This is a genomic window from Streptomyces sp. ERV7 (genome assembly GCF_001653515.1).
Lineage (GTDB): Bacteria > Actinomycetota > Actinomycetes > Streptomycetales > Streptomycetaceae > Streptomyces.
Genome location: NZ_LYOY01000040.1, coordinates 1,511,174 through 1,532,465, shown reverse-complemented (window position 1 = coordinate 1,532,465; position 21,292 = coordinate 1,511,174). Strand labels below are relative to the sequence as shown.

14 protein-coding genes and 1 pseudogene are annotated in these 21,292 nt (G+C 73.0%); 4 read left to right on the top strand and 11 right to left on the bottom strand.

Annotated elements, in window-relative coordinates; translation table 11 throughout:
• Positions 1-44: 44 nt before the first annotated feature.
• Positions 45-2,297, bottom strand: coding sequence for an ATP-dependent DNA helicase UvrD2 (locus tag A8W25_RS21535; protein WP_067163767.1), 2,253 nt, complete (start codon positions 2,295-2,297; stop codon positions 45-47).
• A 157-nt stretch (positions 2,298-2,454) separates the two neighbouring features.
• Here A8W25_RS21535 and A8W25_RS21530 point away from each other — a divergent pair, with 157 nt between their 5' ends.
• Positions 2,455-2,697: a mycoredoxin gene (locus A8W25_RS21530; protein WP_009293545.1), complete on the top strand. Its 243-nt coding sequence runs from the start codon at positions 2,455-2,457 to the stop codon at positions 2,695-2,697.
• A 136-nt stretch (positions 2,698-2,833) separates the two neighbouring features.
• Here A8W25_RS21530 and nudC read toward each other — a convergent pair whose 3' ends face one another.
• From nudC to A8W25_RS21500, 6 genes and pseudogenes are all read right to left on the bottom strand, one after another.
• Positions 2,834-3,805 carry an NAD(+) diphosphatase gene (nudC, locus tag A8W25_RS21525; RefSeq protein WP_067163765.1) on the bottom strand — a complete coding sequence of 324 codons (972 nt, stop codon included), beginning with the start codon at positions 3,803-3,805 and terminating at the stop codon, positions 2,834-2,836.
• Between the two features lie 75 nt (positions 3,806-3,880).
• Positions 3,881-5,299, bottom strand: coding sequence for a dipeptidase (locus tag A8W25_RS21520; RefSeq protein ID WP_067163763.1), 1,419 nt, complete (start codon positions 5,297-5,299; stop codon positions 3,881-3,883).
• 10 nt (positions 5,300-5,309) lie between these two features.
• Positions 5,310-6,125, bottom strand: a pseudogene (locus A8W25_RS21515) (PD-(D/E)XK nuclease family protein); the annotation flags it as partial.
• A gap of 32 nt (positions 6,126-6,157) precedes the next feature.
• Complete coding sequence (locus tag A8W25_RS21510) at positions 6,158-7,048, bottom strand: hypothetical protein (RefSeq protein ID WP_079126230.1); 891 nt, start codon at positions 7,046-7,048, stop codon at positions 6,158-6,160.
• Positions 7,049-7,131: 83 nt separating this feature from the next.
• Positions 7,132-10,584, bottom strand: a complete 3,453-nt coding sequence (locus A8W25_RS21505) for an ATP-dependent helicase (protein WP_067163760.1) — start codon at positions 10,582-10,584, stop codon at positions 7,132-7,134.
• A gap of 152 nt (positions 10,585-10,736) precedes the next feature.
• The gene (locus A8W25_RS21500; RefSeq protein ID WP_067164321.1) at positions 10,737-11,192 is read right to left on the bottom strand and encodes an MGMT family protein; all 456 of its coding nucleotides are present in this window, start codon (positions 11,190-11,192) and stop codon (positions 10,737-10,739) included.
• 233 nt (positions 11,193-11,425) lie between these two features.
• Between A8W25_RS21500 and A8W25_RS21495 the strand changes: the two genes are divergently transcribed.
• The 3 genes from A8W25_RS21495 to A8W25_RS21485 all read left to right on the top strand — a co-directional run bounded on the left by A8W25_RS21495 (position 11,426) and on the right by A8W25_RS21485 (position 17,610).
• Entirely contained in the window at positions 11,426-14,269 is a 2,844-nt protein-coding gene (locus A8W25_RS21495; protein ID WP_067163758.1) for a lysylphosphatidylglycerol synthase transmembrane domain-containing protein, read from the top strand.
• Positions 14,270-14,350: 81 nt separating this feature from the next.
• A complete protein-coding gene (locus A8W25_RS21490) occupies positions 14,351-15,916 on the top strand; it encodes an alpha/beta hydrolase (RefSeq protein ID WP_067163756.1) in 1,566 nt (521 codons plus the stop codon).
• Positions 15,917-16,053: 137 nt separating this feature from the next.
• Complete coding sequence (locus A8W25_RS21485) at positions 16,054-17,610, top strand: alpha/beta hydrolase (RefSeq protein WP_067163754.1); 1,557 nt, start codon at positions 16,054-16,056, stop codon at positions 17,608-17,610.
• Positions 17,611-17,651: 41 nt separating this feature from the next.
• Here the strand turns inward: A8W25_RS21485 and A8W25_RS21480 are convergent, their stop codons facing one another.
• The 4 genes from A8W25_RS21480 to A8W25_RS21465 all read right to left on the bottom strand — a co-directional run bounded on the left by A8W25_RS21480 (position 17,652) and on the right by A8W25_RS21465 (position 21,226).
• Positions 17,652-18,149 carry a hypothetical protein gene (locus A8W25_RS21480; protein ID WP_079126229.1) on the bottom strand — a complete coding sequence of 166 codons (498 nt, stop codon included), beginning with the start codon at positions 18,147-18,149 and terminating at the stop codon, positions 17,652-17,654.
• A gap of 126 nt (positions 18,150-18,275) precedes the next feature.
• Complete coding sequence (moeZ, locus tag A8W25_RS21475; RefSeq protein ID WP_067163753.1) at positions 18,276-19,454, bottom strand: adenylyltransferase/sulfurtransferase MoeZ; 1,179 nt, start codon at positions 19,452-19,454, stop codon at positions 18,276-18,278.
• 63 nt (positions 19,455-19,517) lie between these two features.
• Positions 19,518-20,267: a spherulation-specific family 4 protein gene (locus A8W25_RS21470; RefSeq protein WP_067163751.1), complete on the bottom strand. Its 750-nt coding sequence runs from the start codon at positions 20,265-20,267 to the stop codon at positions 19,518-19,520.
• Entirely contained in the window at positions 20,255-21,226 is a 972-nt protein-coding gene (locus tag A8W25_RS21465) for an NAD-dependent epimerase/dehydratase family protein (RefSeq protein WP_067163749.1), read from the bottom strand. The genes A8W25_RS21470 and A8W25_RS21465 overlap by 13 nt, the downstream gene beginning before the upstream one ends.
• Positions 21,227-21,292: the final 66 nt, after the last annotated feature.

The window sequence follows — 21,292 nt, the reverse complement described above, 5'->3', positions numbered from 1 at the left end:
TGGGGATTCCTGGGGCGGGCGCAAACTATTTTTCCCACGAGTTTTCAAGAGGGCTCCTCATCGCTTCCGCCAACCTCCTGGCCTGCGCAGATGGCCAGGACATCAGTGCCGAAACGGTCCATCTTGCGGGCGCCGACACCCGAGATCACCGCGAGCTCCCCGCCACTGGACGGCACGGCCTCCGCGATCGCCATCAAGGTCTTGTCGGTGAACACGCAGTACGGCGGCTGCCCCAGCAGGCTCGCCTGGCCCGCCCGCCAGTCGCGCAGCCGCTCGTACAGACCCTCGTCCATGTCGGAGGGGCAGTCCTCGCAGCGCATCAGTTTCATCTCACCGGCTTCGGTGAGCGTCTTGCCGCACACCCGGCACAGGACCGGGCCGCGCCGGGTCCTTCTGCGGACGGCGCCGCGCTCCACCCCGCCCGTGGAGCCCGTGGACCCCGTGGCCGACGAGCGGGCGCCGAGGGCCGCGGAGCCCGGCCGCAGGCCGTTCAGGAAGCGGCTGGGGCGTCGTGAGGGACGCCCGCCCGGAGACCGCGAGAGCGACCAGGACAGCGCCAGGTGCACGCGGGCCCGGGTGACGCCCACATAGAGGAGCCGGCGCTCCTCCTCGACCTGCTCGTCGGTCTTCGCATATGTGATCGGCATCATGCCCTCGGTGAGACCGACCAGGAAGACGGCGTCCCACTCCAGACCCTTCGCGGCGTGCAGCGAGGCGAGGGTGACGCCCTCGACCGTCGGCGCGTGCTGTGCGGCCGCGCGCTCGTCGAGCTCGGCCACCAGGTCCGAGAGCGTCGCACCCGCCTTGGCACGCGCGAAGTCCTCAGCCAGCCGGACCAGCGCCGCCAGCGATTCCCAGCGGTCGCGGACCGCGCCGGAGCCCGCCGGGGGCGCGGAGGTCCAGCCCTTGGTGCCGAGGACGGCCCGCACCTGGGACGGCAGGTCCACGGCGTCGTCGAGCAGCGAGTCATTGCCCCCCGCCCGGGCCGCGCCGCGCAGGGCGACGCCCGCCTCCCGGACCTCGGGCCGCTCGAAGAAGCGCTCGGCGCCGCGCAGCTGGTAAGGCACGCCCGCGTCGGCGAGGGCCTGCTCGTAGATCTCCGACTGGGCGTTGATCCGGTAGAGCACGGCGATCTCGCCGGCCGAGACCCCGGAGGCGATGAGGTCGCGGATGCGCCGGGCCACGCCCTCGGCCTCGGCGGGCTCGTCCCCGTACTCCGTGTAGACCGGCTCGGGGCCCGCCTCGCGCTGGGAGACCAGTTCCAGGCGGTGCTCGGCGGCACGGCCGCGCGCCTGGCCGAGCAGGCCGTTGGCGAGGTGCACCACCTGGGGCGTCGACCGGTAGTCCCGGACCAGCTTGACCACGGTCGCGTTCGGATGGCGGGTGCGGAAGTTCAGCAGGTGGTCGGGGGTGGCGCCGGTGAACGAGTAGATCGTCTGGCTGGCGTCGCCGACGACGCAGAGGCTGTCCCGCTCGCCGAGCCACAGCTCCAGGAGGCGCTGCTGGAGGGGGCTGACGTCCTGGTACTCGTCGACCACGAAGTGCTGGTACTGACCGCGGATCTGCTCGGCGATGTCGTGCCGGTCCTGGAGCACGCCCACGGTGAGCAGCAGCACGTCCTCGAAGTCGATCATTCCGCGGTCACGCTTCAGTTCTTCGTACGCCCCGTAGATCTGGGAGATCTCGGCCGGGTCGCGCGGGGCGTCGCGCAGGGACTTGGCGACCGCCGCCGGGTAGTCGGCGGGGACGGTCTGGGTGACCTTGGCCCACTCGATCTCGCTCGTGACGTCCCTCAGCTCGCCCCGGTCCAGCCGGACGCGGCAGCGCGCGCCCGCCTCGGCGACCAGCTGGACCTTGCGCTCGACCAGCCGGGGCAGCTCACCGCCGACCGCCTTGGGCCAGAAGTACTGGAGCTGGCGCAGGGCGGCCGAGTGGAAGGTGCGGGCCTGGACGCCGCCCGCGCCGAGCTGGCGCAGCCGGCCCCGCATCTCGCCCGCCGCGCGGTTGGTGAACGTGACGGCCAGCACACTGCTCGGCTGCAGGATCCCGGCCCGCACCCCGTACGCGATCCGGTGGGTGATCGCGCGGGTCTTGCCCGTCCCGGCTCCGGCCAGCACGCACACCGGTCCGTGCAGGGCCGTCGCGACCTCGCGCTGCTCGGGGTCGAGGCCGTCGAGCACCGCGTCCGCCGACTCGGGGACCTGTGGGAAGAGGGAGGAGTGCGTTGCTGATGTCACCCCGCCATGCTGCCAGGTCGGCGGAGGCGGACGGGACGCGTTGTCCACAGGGGGCGCCATTGGTCGTACTAATGCGGGAGGGGCGGACCGGTCGCGCATGCGGGAATGGCGGCCCGGTCGCGTACGTTCACCCCTTGGCGCGCACCCACCGGACTCCACCCGGTGAGCGCCACCACCGGGATCCACCCATCGAGCCGAACATGAGGAGTGCGAGAGCATGCCGGGCACTGTGACGATGTACAGCACCACGTGGTGCGGCTACTGCCGCCGGCTGAAGAGCCAGATGGACCGCGAGGGCATCGCGTACAACGAGATCAACATCGAGCAGGACCCGGAGTCGGCGGCCTTCGTCGAGAAGGCCAACGGGGGCAACCAGACGGTGCCGACCGTGCTCTTCCCCGACGGCTCGACGCTGACGAACCCGTCGCTCGCGCAGGTCAAGCAGAAGATAGGCGCCTGAGCCTCCGCTCCACGCGGGGCTTCGCGCTCCACGCGGGGCTTCGCGCCCCACGCGGGGCTTCGCGCCACGCGCGCGTAGAGGGCCCCCACCGAGTCGGTGGGGGCCCTCCGTGCGTCGGGGCCCGGGGCCGCCCGGCTCAGTGCGTGGGCCTGGGCAGCGGCTTGCCGTACCAGAGCTCGATGAGCCGGGCCGCGATCGAGATGCCGTACGGCGGCAGGACCTCGCCCGACTCGAAGGCGGCGCGCAGGTCCTCGCGGGAGAACCAGCGGGCCTCGTGGATCTCCTCGCCGTCCACGTTGATCTCGGACGACGTGGCGTGCGCCATGAAGCCGAGCATCAGGCTGGACGGGAAGGGCCAGGGCTGGCTGGCGACGTACTCGACCTCGCCGACCGTGACGCCCGCCTCCTCGAAGACCTCGCGGCGCACCGACTGCTCGATGGACTCACCGGGCTCGACGAAGCCCGCCAGGGTCGAGAAGCGGCCCTCCGGCCAGTGCACCTGGCGGCCGAGCAGCGCGCGGTCCTCCTCGTCCGTGACCAGCATGATCACGGCCGGGTCGGTGCGCGGGTAGTGCTCGGCGCCGCACGCCTGGCAGCGGCGGATGTGGCCGGCGGCCGCGATGACCGTGCGCTCGCCGCAGCGGGAGCAGAAGCGGTGCAGCCGCTGCCAGTTCTCCAGGGCGACCGCGTGGACCATCAGGCCCACGTCCCGGGGCGACAGGAGCAGCCCGGCCTCCCGCAGACCCGCCGCGCGCGCGGACTGGTCCATCCGGCCCGGCAGGGAGTCCTTCTGGAGCGCGAAGTAGCTGACGCCGTCGTCGTCGGTGCCCAGGAAGTAGCGGTGGGTCTCGGTGACGGGGGCCTCGAAGGCCGGGGTCATCACCAGTTCCGTACGGCCGTCGGCGGTGTCGTCGATCAGGACCTGTCCGCCGGAGACCACGAAGACCCTGGTCGTCGGGTGGCTCCAGGCGGCCGCCAGCCAGGCCTCGTCCAGGCGGTGGTGGGCCGCGCGGTCGATGCCGCTGGGCTCGGTGAGGCTGATGGGTGTGGCGAGGCCGATCGGCCGGTCCGCGGCGGCGTCACTGCTGGTGGTGCTGGTGGTGCTCACAGGTGCTTCCAACTCCCCCGGTGGATGGGTTCAGCGGTGTTCGTTCGGCGGTGGTGCCGCGGGGCGCGCGGCCCTTCACCGCCCTGCGGCGGCGAGGTCGCCCCACAGGTGGGCGGTGATCTCGACGCCCTTGAGGAGCAGGTCGACCTCGACCTTCTCGTTGGGTGCGTGCCAGCCGTCGGACGGGACGGAGATCCCCAGGAAGAGCACCGGCGCGCCGAGCACGTCCTGGAGGTCGGCGGCCGGTCCCGAGCCGCCCTCGCGCGTGAAGCGGACCTTCTGGCCGAAGGCACGGCCCATGGCCCGGACGACGGACTGCAGGGCCGGGTGGTCCAGCGGCGTCAGACAGGGGCGGGTGCCCGCACTGAAGGCGATCTCGTGCCGGACGCCGGCCGGGACCTGGGTGGCGACCCACTCCGTGACCAGCTTCTCGATGCGGTCCGGGTCCTGCCCGGCGACCAGCCGGAACGACAGCTTCACCATCGCCGACGAGGGGATGATCGTCTTGCCGCCGGGGCCCTGGTAGCCGCCGCCGATGCCGTTGACCTCGGCGGTCGGGCGGGCCCAGACGCGCTCCAGCGTCGAGTACCCGGCCTCGCCGTGGGCGGCGCGGGACTTGGCGGTGCGCAGCCACTCGGCCTCGTCGAAGGGCAGCTCGGCGACGAGTGCGCGCTCGGCGTCCGTCAGCTCGGCGATGCCTTCGTAGAAGCCGGGCACGGCGACCCGCTCATCGGCGTCGTGCAGCGCCGCGACGAGGCGGGCGGCGGCGGTGGCCGGGTTGGGCACGGCGCCGCCGAAGGAGCCGGAGTGGATGTCCTGGTCCGGTCCGTACAGCCGGATCTCGCACTCGGCGAGGCCGCGCATGCCCGTGCACACCGTGGGCGTCGTCTCCGACCACATGCCGGTGTCCGAGACGATCACGGCGTCGGCCGCGAAGCGGTCGGCGTGCGCCTCGACGAGGGCGCGGAAGTGCGGCGAGCCGGACTCCTCCTCGCCCTCGACCAGGAGCTTGAGGGTGACGGCGGGCGCGGTGCGGCCGGTGGCGGCGAGGTGCGCCCGCACGCCCAGGGTGTGGAAGAACACCTGGCCCTTGTCGTCGGCCGCACCCCGCCCGTACAGCCGCCCGTCGCGCAGCTCCGGCTCGAACGGCTCGGTGTGCCAGCCGTCCTCGCGCGCGGCGGGCTGCACGTCGTGGTGGCCGTAGACCAGGACGGTGGGGGCCTCGGGGTCGTCGGAGGGCCACTCCGCGTAGACGGCCGGGGCGCCTGCGGTCTCCAGGACCTCGGTGACCGGGAAGCCGGTCTCCTTGAGCTTGGCCGCCAGCCACTCGGCGCTGCGCCGTACGTCGCCGTCGTGCTCGGGCTGGGCCGACACGGACGGGATCCGCAGCCACTCGGCGAGGTCGCCGAGGAAGGCGGCGCGGTGCTGCTCGATGTACGCGCGCACGGTGTCGTCGGCTGCGGTGTGGACGGCGCTGTCCGGGGTCTCGCTCATGCCATTGAGCCTATCCGGCCGGTGGTGGTGGCATGTCCGCCGGTGTCCCGGCCGGGCCCTGGTGGGGAGCGAGGGCGGCCTCCTCGCGCGCGTGCCCGCGCTCGGTCCCGCCGCCGCTCTCCCCCAGCAGGATCCGCTCCAGCTCGGCACGGCCGGGGAGGCGGGCCGGGCGGACCGTCTCCCCCGTACGTACGTAAAGGAAGGCGGCCGTGACGGACTCCGGGGGGACGCCGTGCTGTTCGGCCCAGGCGAGCCGGTAGACGGCGAGCTGGAGGGGGTCGCCGGTGGCGCCGCGGCCGGTCTTCCAGTCGACGATCTCGTACGTGCCCGGCCGCTCGCCCCGGTAGACCGCGTCGATACGGCCGCGGATGACCCGGCCCGCCAGGGTGAGCTGGACCGGCGCTTCGATGCGGAGCGGGGTGCGTCGGGCGTACGGGGAGCGCTCGAACGCCTCCTTGAGGGCTGCCAGGTCGCGCTCGTCCGCGATGTCGGCGTCGCTCTCGTCGCCGCCGGGGAGCTCGTCCGGGCCGAGCATGGGCAGCGGCAGCTCCTCGAAGCGGGACTCCACCCAGGCGTGGAAGCGGGTGCCGCGGCGGGCGGCGGGCTGCGGCGGCTTCGGCATGGGGCGGGCCAGCTCCTGGGCGAACCCGTCCGGGTCCGCGGCCAGCCGCAGCAGGTCCGAGGCGGTGAGCGAGGGCGGCACCCGCACCTCGCGGCTGGTGGCACGCGCGCGGCGGAGCTCGGTGGTGAGGGCCTCCATGTCGCGGTCCCAGGAGGCGATGGCCCTGCGCTCCTCGGAGGTGAGGGCGCGGTCGTGCGGAGCGGGCTCCGCGTCGGGGCGGGTGTGCTGGACGGGCGTCAGACCTTCAGCCCGCCGGTCCCTCCGGAGCCCGAGCCCGAGCCGGGCTTCATGCCGAGCTTCTCCATGTCCATGACCTGGTCGGCGGGCGGAGGAGTGATCGTCACCGGCTTGTCGTAATCACTGAAGGTGACGGTGCCCGGCTCGTCGCCGCCCGTCTCGGCGACCTTCAGCAGATGGGCCGGCCCCTCCTTGGCGACGTACATCGTCACGGCGGAGCCGTCGCTCTTCTTCTTGGTGAGCGTGACGGCGGGCACACCGGCGACGACGGTGTCGGCGCCCTTGGTCATCCCGGTGCGGTCGCTCTTGTCGTCGTCCATGCCCGAGACCAGCTGGGAGAGCACACAGAACTGGCCCATGCCGTCGCCGGAGCTCTTGCCGTGGCGCTTCCTGGACTTCGACGGGGCGTCCGCCGGCATCTTCATCCAGCGGCCCTTGAGGACCTCGACCATGGCGTCGGTCTGCCGCTTGGGGGTGCCGTCCGCCTTGGCGATGGCCCGGTAGAACTTCTCGTCGCCCTGCATGTAGTAGGACTTGGCGTCGGCCTTGAGCAGGTGGGCCGTGCCGCCCTTGACGGTCACGCTGCCGGAGCAGTTGCCCACACGGGTGACCGTGACCTCCAGGCTCATGTGCTCACCGTCGGACACGCCCGCCCCGGCCACCTTCACGGTGTTCGCCGCCTTCGTCACGCCGACCGCCTTCTCGGCGATCGCGTCGGCGGTCATCCCGGCGAACGGGTCCACGGGTGTCGCGGAGGCCGTCGGGGACGGCTTCTTCGCCTCGGAAACGCCCTTGGCCTTCGTGTCACCGTCCTTGCCGCAACCCGCAAGACCGGCGACCGCGGTCGCGCAGACCACCGCGACGCCCAGAACCTTCCGACTGACCCGCATCCGTCTCTCCTCACGACTGGTGAACGGAGACAACGTGCGACTGTCGTGCCCCCGTCACTACAGCGGCCCCCAGCCCCAAAACGTCACTCCAGCACCTGCCGCCCCTCCGGCTGGGCCGAGCACGACGTACGGAAGGCGCAGTTCGTACAGTGCTGGCCCGTTTTCGGGGTGAAGTGCTCGTCCAGGACGCGGCCGGCGGCCGTGGCGAGCAGATCGCCGACCCACTCCCCCGCGAGCGGCTCCTGCGCCTGGACCTTCGGGTACGCTTCGCCGCCCTCCTTCTTGGGGGCGGGCTGACGCAGATGGACCAGCTCGGCACCGCCGGGCGCGGGGCGCTCGCCCGCGAACGCCTCGTCGACCGCGCCCCGCTCGACCGCGAGCTGGTAGACCGCCAGCTGCGGATGCGCGGCCACCTCGTTCGCGGTGGGCGCCTGCTTGCCGGTCTTGAAGTCGACCACGTAGGCGCGGCCCGCCTCGTCCCTCTCCACGCGGTCCATGGAGCCGCGGATGCGGACCTCGTACTCGCCCGCCTCCAGCGTCACATCGAAGTCGTGCTCGGTGGCCACGGGGGTGCGGCCCGTCCGGTCGAGGGTGTGCCAGCGCAGGAACCGCTCCAGCGCCACGCGCGCGTTGTCCTTCTCCTGGGCGGACTTCCAGGGCGCGTCGAAGGCCAGCGCGTCCCACACCGAGTCCAGCCGCTCCATCAGCACGGCCAGGTCCGCGGGCGTACGCCCGGAGGCCACCTCGTCCGCCAGCACGTGCACCACGTTGCCGAAGCCCTGCGCGGCGGTCGCGGGTGCGTCGGCCTTCACCTCGCGGCCCAGGAACCACTGCAGCGCACAGGTGTTGGCGAGCTGGTCGAGCGCGCTGCCGGAGAGCACGACCGGGTGATCGCGGTCGCGCAGGGGAACCGCGGAGCGCGTCGGCTCGTTCAACCCCCACCAGCGGTACGGGTGGGCCGCGGGGACGAGCGGCTGGCCCTCGTCGTCGGTGAGGGCGGCGAGGCGGGCGAGGCGGCGGGCGGCGGCGTCCCGCAGCGCCTCGGACGCCTCGGGGTCGACGGTGGTGGCGCGCAGCTCCGCCACCAGCGCGGCGACGGCCAGCGGGCGCCGGGGGCGGCCGGTGACGTCCTTCGGCTCCTCGCCGAGCTCGGAGAGGAAGCGGGAGGGCTGGTCGCCGTCGTCCGCCGGGGCCTTGACCGCGGTCACGACGAGCCGGTCGCGCGCGCGGGTGGCGGCGACGTAGAAGAGGCGGCGCTCCTCAGCCAGCAGGGCGCCGGGGGTGAGCGGTTCGGCGAGCCCGTCGCGGCCGATGCGGTCGGCCTCCAGGAGCGAGCCGCGGCGGCGCAGATCGGGCCAGAGGCCTTCCTGGACGCCCGCGACGACGACCAGGCTCCACTCCAGGCCCTTGGAGCGGTGGGCGGTCATCAGACGTACGGCGTCGGGGCGCACGGCGCGGCGCGTGAGGGTGTCGGCGGCGATGTCCTGGGCGTCGACCTCCTCCAGGAAGTTGAGCGTGCCCCTGCCGCCGGTGCGCTCCTCGGCGCGGGCCGCGGTGTCGAACAGCGCGCACACCGCGTCCAGGTCGCGGTCGGCGTTGCGCCCGGCCGTGCCGCCGCGCAGCGCGGCGCGTTCCAGGCGCTGGGGCCACGGGGTGCCGCTCCACAGCTCCCACAGGGCCTCGGCCGCGGTGCCGCCGCCCTGGAGGAGCTCGCGGGCCTTGCGCAGCAGCGCGCTCAGGCGCTGGGCGCCCCGGGCGTACGCGGGGTCGTGCGCGACGAGCCGCTCGGGCTCGGCGAGCACGCGCGCGAGGAGGACGTCGGAGGGCGGCGGCACGCGGTTGCCCGCGGCCCGCTCCTCGTCGCGCAGGGCGCGGCCGAGGCGGCGGATGTCGGCGCTGTCCATACCGCCGAGCGGCGAGGTGAGCAGGTCCAGGGCGGTCTCGGGGTCCAGCCACGCGGGCGGGACGGCGCCGGCGGACGCGTCGGCGCCGGGCGTCGCCCCGCGCGTCGCCTCGCCGTCGTCAGCCGCGTCACCGTCGGGGCTCGCCTCGCCGTCAGCCGCCTCGCCGCCCTCCTCGCCCCCCTCCGCCGGTCCGGGCAGCGCAGCCGTCGCCACCGCCCGCAGGGCCGTCAGCAGGGGCGTCACCGCGGGCTCGTGGCGCAGGGGGACGTCCGTGCCGTCCACTTCCACCGGGACGCCCGCCGAGGTCAGGGCGCGGCGCAGGGCGGGCAGGGCGCGGGTGCCCGCGCGGGTCAGGACCGCCATGTCGTGCCACGGAACGCCCTCTTCCAGATGGGCGCGCCGGACGATGTCCGCGATGTTCTCCAGCTCTGTGGAGGCGGTCGGGTAGGTGTACGCCTCGACGCGCCCGCCCGCGCGCACCGCCGCGAGCTCACGGTGGGCCCGTACCTTCTCGGACGGCAGACGGGGCATCGGCATCCGCCGGGTCAGCAGCCGGGTCGCCCCGAGCAGCGTCTCGCCCGAGCGGCGGGACGTCGTCAGCACCTCGACCGGCGCCGGAGTGCCGTCAACGCGCCGAAAGGTGTCCGGAAAGTCGAGGATCCCGTTGACGTCGGCGCCCCGGAACGCGTAGATCGACTGGTCCGGGTCGCCGAAGGCGACCAGCGTGCGGCCACCGCCCGCGAGGGCCCGCAGCAGGCGGACCTGAGCCGGGTCGGTGTCCTGGTACTCGTCCACGAACACGGCGTCGTACGCATCGGCCGGAGCGGGCCCGTACGACGGGGCGGAGGAGGAGACGTGGGACGACGTGCCGGAGTGCGGGCCGCGCTCGGCGAGCAGCACCGCCCGGTGGACCAGTTCCGCGTAGTCCAGTACGCCCTGGAGGTCCAGGACGTCGAGATATTCGGCCAAGAAGGCGGCCGCCGCACGCCAGTCGGGGCGGCCGGTGCGCCGGGCGAAGTCGGCCAGCGCGTGCGGGCCCAGGCCCAGCTCGCGGCTGCGGGCGAGCACCGCGCGCACCTCGTCGGCGAAGCCGCGCGTGGTCAGACAGGCGCGCAGTTCGTCGGGCCAGCGGACGGGGTCGAGCCCCTCGCGCTCCAGGCCGAGCTGGCCGGCCAGCAGATCGCGCACGGCCACGTCCTGCTCGGGGCCGGACAGCAGCCGCAGCGGCTCGGCGAACAGGTCGGCGTCCTGGTGGGTGCGGACCAGGGCGTAGCAGTAGGAGTGGAAGGTGGTGGCCTGCGGGCCCCGGGCGCCGCCGAGCCGCAGCGCCATCCGGTCTCGGAGCTCCACCGCCGCCTTGCGGCTGAAGGTGAGGACGAGGATGCGCTCGGGGTCGGTCCCGGCGGCCACCCGGGCCGCGACCGCCTCGACGAGCGTGGTGGTCTTGCCGGTGCCCGGCCCGGCCAGGACGAGCAGCGGCCCCCGGCCGTGGTCAACCACCGCCCGCTGGCGTGCGTCCAGCAAAGGGGGGTCCACCGGCCTCAGCGGGGTACGTACCAGTCGGTACGCGCCGGCGGACCGCCGTCGTACCTGGGGGTACGTCGTACGCCCGGTGAAGGAGGAGGAGCTCACGTGGATCGCCGGTCCTGGTGGGTGTGCTGGTGATGAGGGTGCGGACGGGGGCCGTGCCGACTGTCGACGGTACGCCGAAGCGCGCCCGGCACGCAGCGAGTCATCCGTACGGGCCTGCGGCCGCCCCCGGCGACGCCCGATGGCCGAAGCTGTCAGATATGAGCCGCCCCGCCGCCGACCTCGCGTTCCGCGCCCGCCGCCCGCGCGGCGCCCGCCCTGTCCCCGGCGCGCCCGGAACGGCTCCCGGCGCCTTCGGTGCCCTGCGCGCCGCCGTCCCAGCGCGCCCGGCGCATGTCGAGGCGCGGCAGATGGCCGTCGGCTGCGCGGCTCGCCTCGCGCAGCGGCGTGGACTCCTCGCGGTAGTGGCCGAGGGCGCGCAGCTCGTGGCCGGGCAGCAGCGCCCCGTCCGAGCGCACCACACGCCACCAGGGCGCGGCGGCGCCGTACAGCGCCATGACGCGGCCGACCTGGCGGGGTCCGCCCTCGCCCAGCCATTCGGCGACGTCCCCGTACGTCATCACCCGGCCGGGCGGGATCTGCTCGGCGACGTCCAGCACCCGTTCGGCATACTCCGGGAGTTCCGGCAGCTCATCGCTCACCCTGTCCATCCTGCCGTACGCCACCGACAGTGGAGCCGGGAGCGGGCTGCCGCCGACCGCGCGCACCGTGCCCGTAAGGCGCGTGCCGCACGGCGTACGTCCTCCCGACGCACCCTGATGCCTCCCCGGGGAGCCCGGTCATGCCACCATCATGCGGGCGGTGACCGGTGATACGAGAGCACGAAGAGCAGAGCGAAGACCAGACCGGCGAGACAGCGGACCAGACGGCGAAGGAGCGGGGCGTGCAGCCACCCGAAGCGGCGGCCGGCAGCACCCCGGAGACGGGGGCGCGGTCCGACGCACCCGCTTCCGGCGCGAAGCCCGCGCCCGGCGCCAGGACCTCCTCCGTGGCCCCCTCCGGCGCCACGGCCGCCTCCGCGCTGAACGGGGCGGCGCAGAAGGGCGCCGGGGCCGGCTTCGAGGCCTGTGAGGCCGCGGGCACCATCGAGCGCGTCTCCGTGGACGAACCCCTGCTCCCCGCGCGCGTGCACCGCCCCTCCGACCTCGTACGGCTGATCAGCGGTGTGCTCGCCATCGCGATCGTGCTCACCATCGCCGCCATCGCCCACCACACCACCTCCGGCCTCGAACAGGACATCAGCAAGGGCTCGGACCAGGCGCCGGACGTACTGATCCGGCTGGCCGGTCTGGTCTCCTCCATCGCCGTGCTGATCCTGCCGGTCGCCTTCGCCATCGAGCGGCTGATCAAACGCGACGGGCTGCGCATCGCGGACGGGGTGCTCGCGGCCGTGCTCGCCCACGGCGCGGCCCTCGCCACCGATCTCTGGGTGGCCAAGTCGGCGCCCGAGTCGATCACCAGCGCGCTCACCCAGCAGTCCGGCACGGGCGGTCTCACCGACCCCGTGCACGGCTATCTCGCCCCGGTCATCGCCTATATGACGGCCGTCGGCATGGCCCGCAGACCACGCTGGCGGGTCGCCCTGTGGGCGGTCCTGCTGCTCAACTCGTTCGCCGTGCTCGTCGGCGGCCAGACGACCGCCTTCTCGATCCTGGTCACGGTCCTGATCGGCTGGACGGTCGCCTACGGAACGCTGTACGCGGTGGGGTCGCCCAATGTCCGGCCCACCGGCCAGACCCTCCTCGCCGGGCTGAGCAACGTCGGCTTCCGGCCGCTCACCGCCATGCGCGCCGAGGACGTCCCGGACTCCATGGAGCAGGGCGACCGGGGCCGGCGCTACTTCGTGACCCTGGAGGACGCGCCGCCGCTCGACGTCACCGTCGTCGACCGCGAACAGCAGGCCCAGGGCTTCTTCTACCGGGTCTGGCGCCGGCTGACCCTGCGCTCCATCACCACCCGCCGCTCCATCCAGTCGCTGCGCCAGGCCCTGGAGCAGGAGGCGCTGCTGGCGTACGCGGCGATCGCCGCCGGGGCCCACGCGCCGAAGCTCATCGCCACCTCCGAGCTCGGCCCGGACGCCGTGATGCTGGTGTACGAGCACACCGGCGGACGCTCTCTGGACTCGCTCGGCGACGAGGAGATCACCGACGAGCTGATGCGCAGCGCCTGGCGGCAGGTGCGCGCGCTGCAGTCGCGGCGCATCGCCCACCGCAGGCTCGCGGGGGACGCGATCCTGGTGGATCGTTCCGGCACGGTCATCCTCACGGATCTGCGCGGCGGCGAGATCGCGGCCGGCGATGTGGTCCTGCGCATGGACATCGCGCAGCTCCTGGTCACCCTGGGGCTGCGGGTCGGCGCCGAGCGCGCGGTCGCCGCCGCCGTGGACGTGCTCGGCCCGGACACTGTCGCCGACAGTCTGCCGCTGCTCCAGCCGATCGCGCTGAGCCGCTCCACGCGCGCGACACTGCGGCGCCTGGCGCGCGAGCAGGCGCAGCGCGAGCGCGAGGCCGTCATCGAGGCGTCGCTCGCGGCCAAGGAGGCACGGGCCGCCGAGGCGGCCCAGGCGCGACACCGCGAGGCCGAGGTGGCGAGCGCCCCCGAGCAGCCGTCGGCCGCCGGGGAGGAGCGCAAGGCCGTACGGGCCGAGAGCAAGGCCGTGCGCGCCGAGAAGAAGGCCGAGAAGGAGGCCATCGACGAGGCCCTGGAGAACGCGCGCGAGGAGGATCTGCTCACCCAGATCCGCGCCCAGGTGCTGCTGATCCGCCCGCAGGCGCCGGTGGAGCCGGTGCGCCTGGAGCGCATCAAGGTGAAGACGCTGCTGACGTTCGTCGCCGGTGCCATCGCCGCGTACTACCTGCTGGTGCAGATCACCCACATCAAGTTCGGCGACCTCGTCGCGAACGCGCAGTGGGGCTGGGTGGCGGCGGCCGTGCTCTTCTCGGCGCTCTCCTACCCGGCGGCGGCGGCGAGCCTGCTGGGCTTCGTCCCCGAGAAGGTGCCGTTCGGCCGGGCGGTGATCGCGCAGGTCGCGGGCTCGTTCGTGAAGCTGGTCGCCCCGGCGGCGGTCGGCGGTGTCGCCCTGAACACCCGGTTCCTCCAGCGCGCCGGGGTCCGCCCCGGCCTCGCGGTGGCCAGTGTGGGCGCCTCGCAGCTCTTCGGACTCGCCTCGCACATCTCGCTGCTGCTGGTCTTCGGCTATGTGACGGGCACCGAGAAGACGCCGGACCTCTCGCCCTCCCGGACCGTGATCGCGGGGCTGCTGACGGCGGCCGTGCTGATCCTGGTGGTCACCGCCATCCCCTTCCTACGGAAGTTCGTCGTCACCCGGGTCCGGTCGCTGTTCGCCGGAGTGGTGCCGCGCATGCTGGACGTGCTCCAGCGGCCCCAGAAGCTGCTCACCGGCATCGGCGGCATACTGCTGATCACCGGCACCTTCGTGATGTGCCTGGACGCGTCCATCCGGGCGTTCGGATCCGGCACCAACACCCTCAGCTACGCGAGCGTCGCGGTGGTCTTCCTCACCGCCAACGCGCTGGGATCGGCCGCCCCGACTCCGGGCGGTGTCGGCGCGGTCGAGCTGGCGCTCTCCACGGCCCTGACCATCGCGGGCCTGCCGGCCGAGACGGCGGCCTCCGCCGTGCTGCTCTACCGGCTGCTCACCTTCTGGCTGCCGGTGCTGCCGGGGTGGCTGTGCTTCAACTACCTGACCCGCAGGGGCGAGCTCTGACGGACCCGCGCGGACGCCCCGGCCACCCGCATGGCCTGCGGTTTCGCGCGGGTCCCCGCTGACGGGCCCACGATGGGGAGCATGGAGAACCCCGTCGCCCCGCGTGCCGCCGCTCTCGCCACCGCCACCGCCGCCCTGCTGCTCGCCGCCACCGGGTGCTCCGACAGCGGGACCAAGGACTCGTCCCCGGCCACGGCCGCGGCGCTCGCCTCCCAGAAGCTGAGCTGGCAGAAGTGCGGCGCGCCCTCCCAGGCGGAAGGGAGCGGGGACGCGCCCTCGCCGCCGCCCGGCGGAGGCGAGTGGAAGTGCGCCACCCTGCGCGTGCCCCTCGACTACGACAACCCCGAGGCCGGGTCGGTCAAGCTCGCGCTCATCCGTGCCGAAGCCCTCGACAAGGACAGGCGCATCGGGTCGCTGATCTTCAACTTCGGCGGGCCTGGCGGCTCCGGGGTGACCACCCTGCCCGCCGCCGCGGGCGACTACGACAAGCTCAGGGCCCGCTACGACCTGGTGAGCTTCGACCCGCGCGGGGTCGGCTCCAGCGCGCCCGTGCAGTGCGAGAGCGACAGCCAGCTCGACCGCTACTTCGCACAGGACTTCACACCCGACGACGCGGCCGAGGAGAAGTCCCTCACCGACAACATGAAGTCGTTCGCCGCGACCTGCCAGTCCAACTCGGGGCGGGTCCTGCCCCATGTCGGCACCACTGGCGCCGCGCGCGACATGGATCTGATGCGCCAGGTCCTGGGCGACGACAAGCTCTATTACTTCGGCATCTCCTACGGGACCGAACTGGGCGGGGTGTACGCCCACTTGTTCCCCAAGAACGTCGGCCGGGCCGTCTTCGACGCCGTCGTCGACCCCACCAGCACCTCCGAGCAGGGCGCGCTCGGGCAGGCCAAGGGCTTCCAGCTCGCCCTCGACAACTTCGCCCAGGACTGTGTGGACCGGGGCGACAAGTGCCAGCTGGCCGGGGCGAACGTGAAGGAGGTCGAGGACGGCATCGTCAAGCTCCTCGCCGGCCTCGACAAGCAGCCGATCCCGGGCAGCGGCACCCGGATGCTGACGCAGACCGAGGCGACCAACGGCATCGCCCAGGCCCTCTACTCCAAGGAGTACTGGCAGCTCCTGGAGCAGGGCGTCGACGAGGCGCAGGGCGGGAACGGCGCCCTGCTCCTCGCCCTCTCCGACGCGATGAACGGCCGGGCCAAGGACGGCACGTACAGCAACATCCAGGCGGCCAACACCGCCATCAACTGTGCTGATTTCAAGGATCGCTACTCACTGGACCGAACGAAGGCCAAGCTGCCCGAGTTCCGCAAGGTGTCCGCGGTCTTCGGCGACTTCCTCGGCTGGGGGCTGCTGGGCTGCACGGCCTGGCCCGTGCCCGGGCAGTGGAGCACCCCCGAGGTGAGCGCGCCGGGTGCGGCGCCGATCGTGGTCGTCGGCAACACCGGCGACCCCGCCACGCCGTACGAGGGCGCCAAGCACATGGCGGAGAAGCTCGGACCTGGCGTCGGCGTGGAGCTGACGTACAAGGGGCAGGGGCACGGCGCGTACAACAGCGGCAGCAAGTGCGTGCAGGACGCGGTGAACACGTATCTGCTGGACGGCCGGGCTCCGGCGGCCGGGACGGTCTGCCAGTGACTCCCCGCCCGGCCGGGGGCTCGCGGGGCGTTGTCAGTGGGGCCGCCTACGATGACTGGACTTGATTCGCTTGATCGAATCTCGCCGGCCGGATCTGCCTGACGGACGATCCGCGGCGGGGCCTGTGGGGGGCGTCCATGAACAGTCTTGTACGTGTACGGGCAGGAGCGCTGGCCGTCGTCGCCATGCTGGCGGCCGGGCTTCTGGCGGGCTGCGACTCCGACGGGAAGGCCTCGGGCGCCACCGCGCCACCGAAGAGCTCGGCACCGGCCGCGCCGACGCCGAGCGCGGACGACAAGGCACGGGCGCTGCCGGAATCGCTCACCGGACAGCGGCCGAGCTGGAGTTCGTGCAAGAGCTCGGGGTGGCAGTGCGCCGAGGTCAAGGTGCCGCTGGACTACGCGAAACCGGCCGGTGACACCATCTCGGTCGCGCTCGTGCGCAAGCAGGCGCGCGACAAGGACAAGCGGATCGGCTCGCTGCTCTTCAACTTCGGCGGGCCCGGCGGCTCGGGCGTCGAGATCCTGCCGCGGGCAGCGGACACCTTCAGCTCCCTCAACTCCCGCTACGACCTGGTCGGTTTCGACCCGCGCGGCGTCGCCAAGAGCTCCGGCGTGGTGTGCCGCGACGACAAGGAGCAGGCGGAGGCCGAGCGGCGGATCGACGCCACCCCGGACACCGCGGCCGAGGAGGCGGCCTTCCTCAAGGACGGCGCCGACTTCGGCGCGGGCTGCGCACGCCGCTCCGGGAAGGTCCTGCCGTATGTGGGGACGAGCAACGCGGCCCGGGACATGGACCTGCTCCGCCAGGTCCTCGGCGACGCGAAGCTCAACTACTTCGGAATATCGTACGGAACCGAACTGGGCGGCACCTACGCCCACTTGTTCCCGCAGCGGGTGGGGCGCGCCGTCCTGGACGCGGTGGTCGACCCGACCGCCGACTCGGTGGGCCACGCCCGCAACCAGGCCACCGGATTCCAGCGGGCGCTGGAGGACTATCTGAAGTCGACCGGCCAGGACCCGAAGCAGGGCACCGAGCGGATCGCCGGGCTGCTGTCGCGGCTCGACGAGCGGCCGCTGCCCACCGCGAGCGGCCGCAAGCTCAACCAGACCCTCGCGCTGACCGGCATCGTCATGCCTCTGTACTCGAAGGAGAGCTGGCCCTACCTCACCCAGGCGCTCGCGGAGGTCCAGGAGCGCGGCACCGGCAATCTGCTGCTCGCGATGGCCGACTCGTACAACGACCGCTCCAAGAGCGGGGGCTACGGGACGCAGAGCCACTCGCAGCGGGCGATCTCCTGCGACGACACCAAGGCCCGTCCGACCGCCGCGCAGGCGAGGGCGCTGCTGCCGGAGTTCCGGCGGATATCGCCGGTCTTCGGGGAGTTCCTGGCCTGGGACACCGCGGGCTGGTGTGCGAACTGGCCGGTGGCGGGCGAGCGGGACGTGCCGGAGGCGAGCGCCCCGGGGGCGGGTCCGGTCCTGGTGGTGGGCACCACCGGCGACCCGGCGACCCCGTACGAGGGCGCGAAGAAGATGGCGGACAAGCTGGGCGCGGGTGTGGGGGTGCTGCTGACCAACAAGGGCGAGGGCCATGGCGCGTACACCAAGGGCAACACCTGTGTGCTGCGGACCGTCGACGCGTATCTGCTGGAGGGCAAGGTCCCGGCGAACGGGAGCGTCTGCTCGTCCTAGCGGACCGGGCGCGGCCGGGCTCCGCTCCGGCCGGGCGGCCGTCAGGCCCGCGCGCGCTTGAGGGTGCGCAGGATCAGCCACTGGTCGCCCCAGGCCATCGCCGTGCCGAGCACCGCCATCAGGACGCCGACGACGAGGCTGCCGCTCGCCGCGCCCATCGCGAGGCCGGCCAGACCAAGGCCGAAGCGGACCGCGAAGCGGACGCCGAGCAGGCCGAGGGCGAGCAGGCGGGTGCGCTTGTTCTTCCAGAGCGCCTTCATGTAGCGCATCCGCGCCCTGAGCACGGTGAGCGTGAGGGCGATGTTCAGGGCGGCCACGACCGGGATCAGCCAGTAGACCACCGGGTAGGCGCGGGCGATGTCGAAGACCCCGGCGAAGCAACCGACCAGCGGGAAGTACCAGGTGGGCAGGCCCTTGATCTCCGGCTGAGCCGCGGACCCGGCCCGCACCCCGTGGTGGGCCTGGGCCCCGGTCTCCGTCGGAGCCTCGACCTCGGCCTCGGCCGTGCGGACCTGGTTCTCGATTGCCACCGTGCTCATCACAGTGCCCCCTTCGCGTGCGCTCTCCCGCTGACAGGAAAGAGCTTCGCTCAGGGGGCACCGGCCACGGCAGAGACGGCCGTCCCGGGTCCCGCAGGACAAATGTCCTGCGGCCCGGGACCGGCATCAGTAGACGGGCTTCTCCGGCTCGATCTGGTGGACCCAGCCGATCACTCCGCCACCGACGTGGACCGCGTCCGCGAAGCCCGCGGACTTCAGGACCGCGAGCACCTCGGCCGAGCGGACGCCCGTCTTGCAGTGCAGCACGATGCGCTTGTCCTGCGGCAGGTCCTGGAGGGCGTTGCCCATCAGGAACTCGTTCTTCGGGATCAGCTTGGCGCCCGGGATGGAGACGATCTCGTACTCGTTCGGCTCGCGGACGTCGATGATCTCGATCTTCTCGTCGGCGTCGATCCACTCCTTGAGCTGCTTGGGAGTGATGGTCGAGCCGAGCGCCGCCTCCTGGGCCTCCTCGGACACGACGCCGCAGAAGGCCTCGTAGTCGATGAGCTCGGTGACGGTCGGGTTCTCGCCGCAGATCGCGCAGTTCGGGTCCTTGCGGACCTTCACCTGGCGGTACTGCATCTCCAGGGCGTCGTAGATCATCAGTCGGCCGACCAGCGGGTCGCCGACGCCCGCCAGGACCTTGATCGCCTCGGTGACCTGGATGGAGCCGATGGACGCGCAGAGCACGCCCAGGACGCCGCCCTCGGCGCAGGAGGGGACCATGCCCGGCGGCGGGGGCTCCGGGTAGAGGCAGCGGTAGCAGGGGCCGTACTCGGACCAGAAGACCGAGGCCTGGCCGTCGAACCGGTAGATCGAGCCCCACACGTACGGCTTGTCCAGCAGCACGCACGCGTCGTTGACGAGGTAGCGGGTGGCGAAGTTGTCCGTGCCGTCGACGATCAGGTCGTACTGGCTGAAGATGTCCATCACGTTCTCGGCTTCGAGCCGCTCTTCGTGCAGGACCACGTTCACGTACGGGTTGATCCCCAGCACCGAGTCCTTGGCGGACTCGGCCTTGGAGCGGCCGATGTCGGCCTGGCTGTGGATGATCTGGCGCTGCAGGTTCGACTCGTCGACCTCGTCGAACTCGACGATGCCGAGCGTGCCGACACCGGCGGCGGCCAGGTACATCAGGGCCGGCGAGCCGAGGCCGCCGGCGCCCACGCACAGCACCTTGGCGTTCTTCAGCCGCTTCTGCCCGTCCATCCCGACATCGGGAATGATCAGGTGGCGCGAGTACCTGCGGACCTCGTCTACGGTGAGCTCGGCAGCCGGCTCGACCAAGGGTGGCAGCGACACGGAATCTCCGTCGGTCGGTATGTCAGTACGGTTGTTCTTCCCGTAACACTGCCACGCGGATTCTCATTCCGAGATACCTGGTCCGATCCGCGAGACGATTTCGTCCCAGTAACCGGGCAGTGTCTCGAATGGGTTCATTTGTCCTCCGCCGTCGCCCCGGTCGGTGAAGTAGATCGTGCCCGCGCCCTGCCAGCGGGCGATCCGCAGGGCCTCGTCGAGGTGGCTGCGGGGCACCCCGTGGACGAAGTGGCAGAAGCGCTCCGCCGGGAAGTCGGCGGTCCACTCGGCCACCTGGGACCACCGGTACTCGCTCCACGGGCCGGTGAAGGTGACCAACTGGTCGGCGGTCTCCGCGTAGCCCGGGTACGGGTGGGCGCCCTGGCCGAGGACCAGATGGGCGCCCTCGCGCAGGGCCCGCAGGGTCGACAGCGTGCGCCGCACCTCGGGCAACGCGTCCCGGTCCGTGGGACAGCGGTCCAGGAGGAAGCCGTCGACGCGGTACCAGTCCAGGAAGCGGTGCGCGTCGGAGATCTGCTCCCCGAGGGAGCGGGTCCCGTACGCGGTGTCGAGGTGGCCGAGCACGCGGATGCCGGCGTTGCGCAGCTTTCCGGCGGCCTCCAGGCAGTGCGGGTCGGGCCGGCTGCCCGGGCCGTCCGCGACGTTCAGGACCGCCCAGTGCAGCGGGGTGCCGGGCCGGGTCAGCTCGGCCCATTCGACCGGGGCGACCAGGGGGTGCGCACAGCCGGGGACGCCGAACCCGAGCCGCCCCGAGGTCGCCGCGCGCGGGGCGCCGGTGGTGGTCAGATGCGGCACGCCGCCTCCATCCAGATGTCCGCCAGGGACTCCTCCAGGTTGATCCGGGGCCGCCAGCCGAGCCTGTCGCGCGCGGTGCGGACGTCGGCCTGCTGCCAGCTGCCGCAGCCGTCGGGGTACGGGGCCGGGGACGCCGCCAGATGTTCCAGGACGGCGTCGGCGGACGGGCGGGGGGCGCCGATGACTCCCGGCCGCAGGCCGGGTCCGGCGTCCAGCTCGTGCAGCGCGCCGCCGTACCCGGCGACCCGGGCGAGGACGGCGGCCGCGTCGCGCAGCTTCACCGAGCGGCCGGTCCCGATGTTGACGACGCCCTGGGCGGCCGAGAGGGAGGCGGCGTGCACGGCGCGGGCCACGTCACGGACGTCGACGAAGTCGCGCTGCACTCCGAGCCCCGCGAGTTTGAGCTCTCCGTCGCCGGACTGCATGGCCCGGCGCATCGCCTCGGCGAGGCGGCCGAGCGGGGATCCGGCGGGGGTGCCGGGCCCGACCGGCGAGAAGACCCGCAGCACGATGGCGTCCAGGCCGGAGCCGAGGACCAGCTCGGTCCCGGCGAGCTTGCTCACGCCGTACGGGCCGCCGGGGCGCGGCACGGCGTCCTCGGCGGTGGAGGACCCCGGCTGGGAGGGCCCGTATTCGGAGGCGCAGCCGAGCTGGACGAGGCGGGCGCCGCAGCCGCTGCGGCGCAGGGCCTCGCAGACGGTGGCGACGGCGACCGTGTTGTGCCGGGTCAGCTCGCGGGCACCGCCGCGGGTGGCACCGGCGCAGTTGATCACGACCCCGGGGTGGACGGCGTCCAGGAAGCGGGTGAGGGCTCCCGGGCTGCCGGAGGCGAGGTCGAACCGTACGTCGGCGTCGTCGCCGCGCCCGAGCGCGGTGAGCTGGACGGCCGGGTCGGCGAGCAGGCGGTCGGCGACGAAACGGCCCAGATATCCGTTGGCACCGAGCAGTAGCACCCTCATCGCACGGCCTTTCCGTGCGGTCGGCAGGAGGCCGGGGGCAGGGCGGTCATGTGTCTCGTTCTCCTT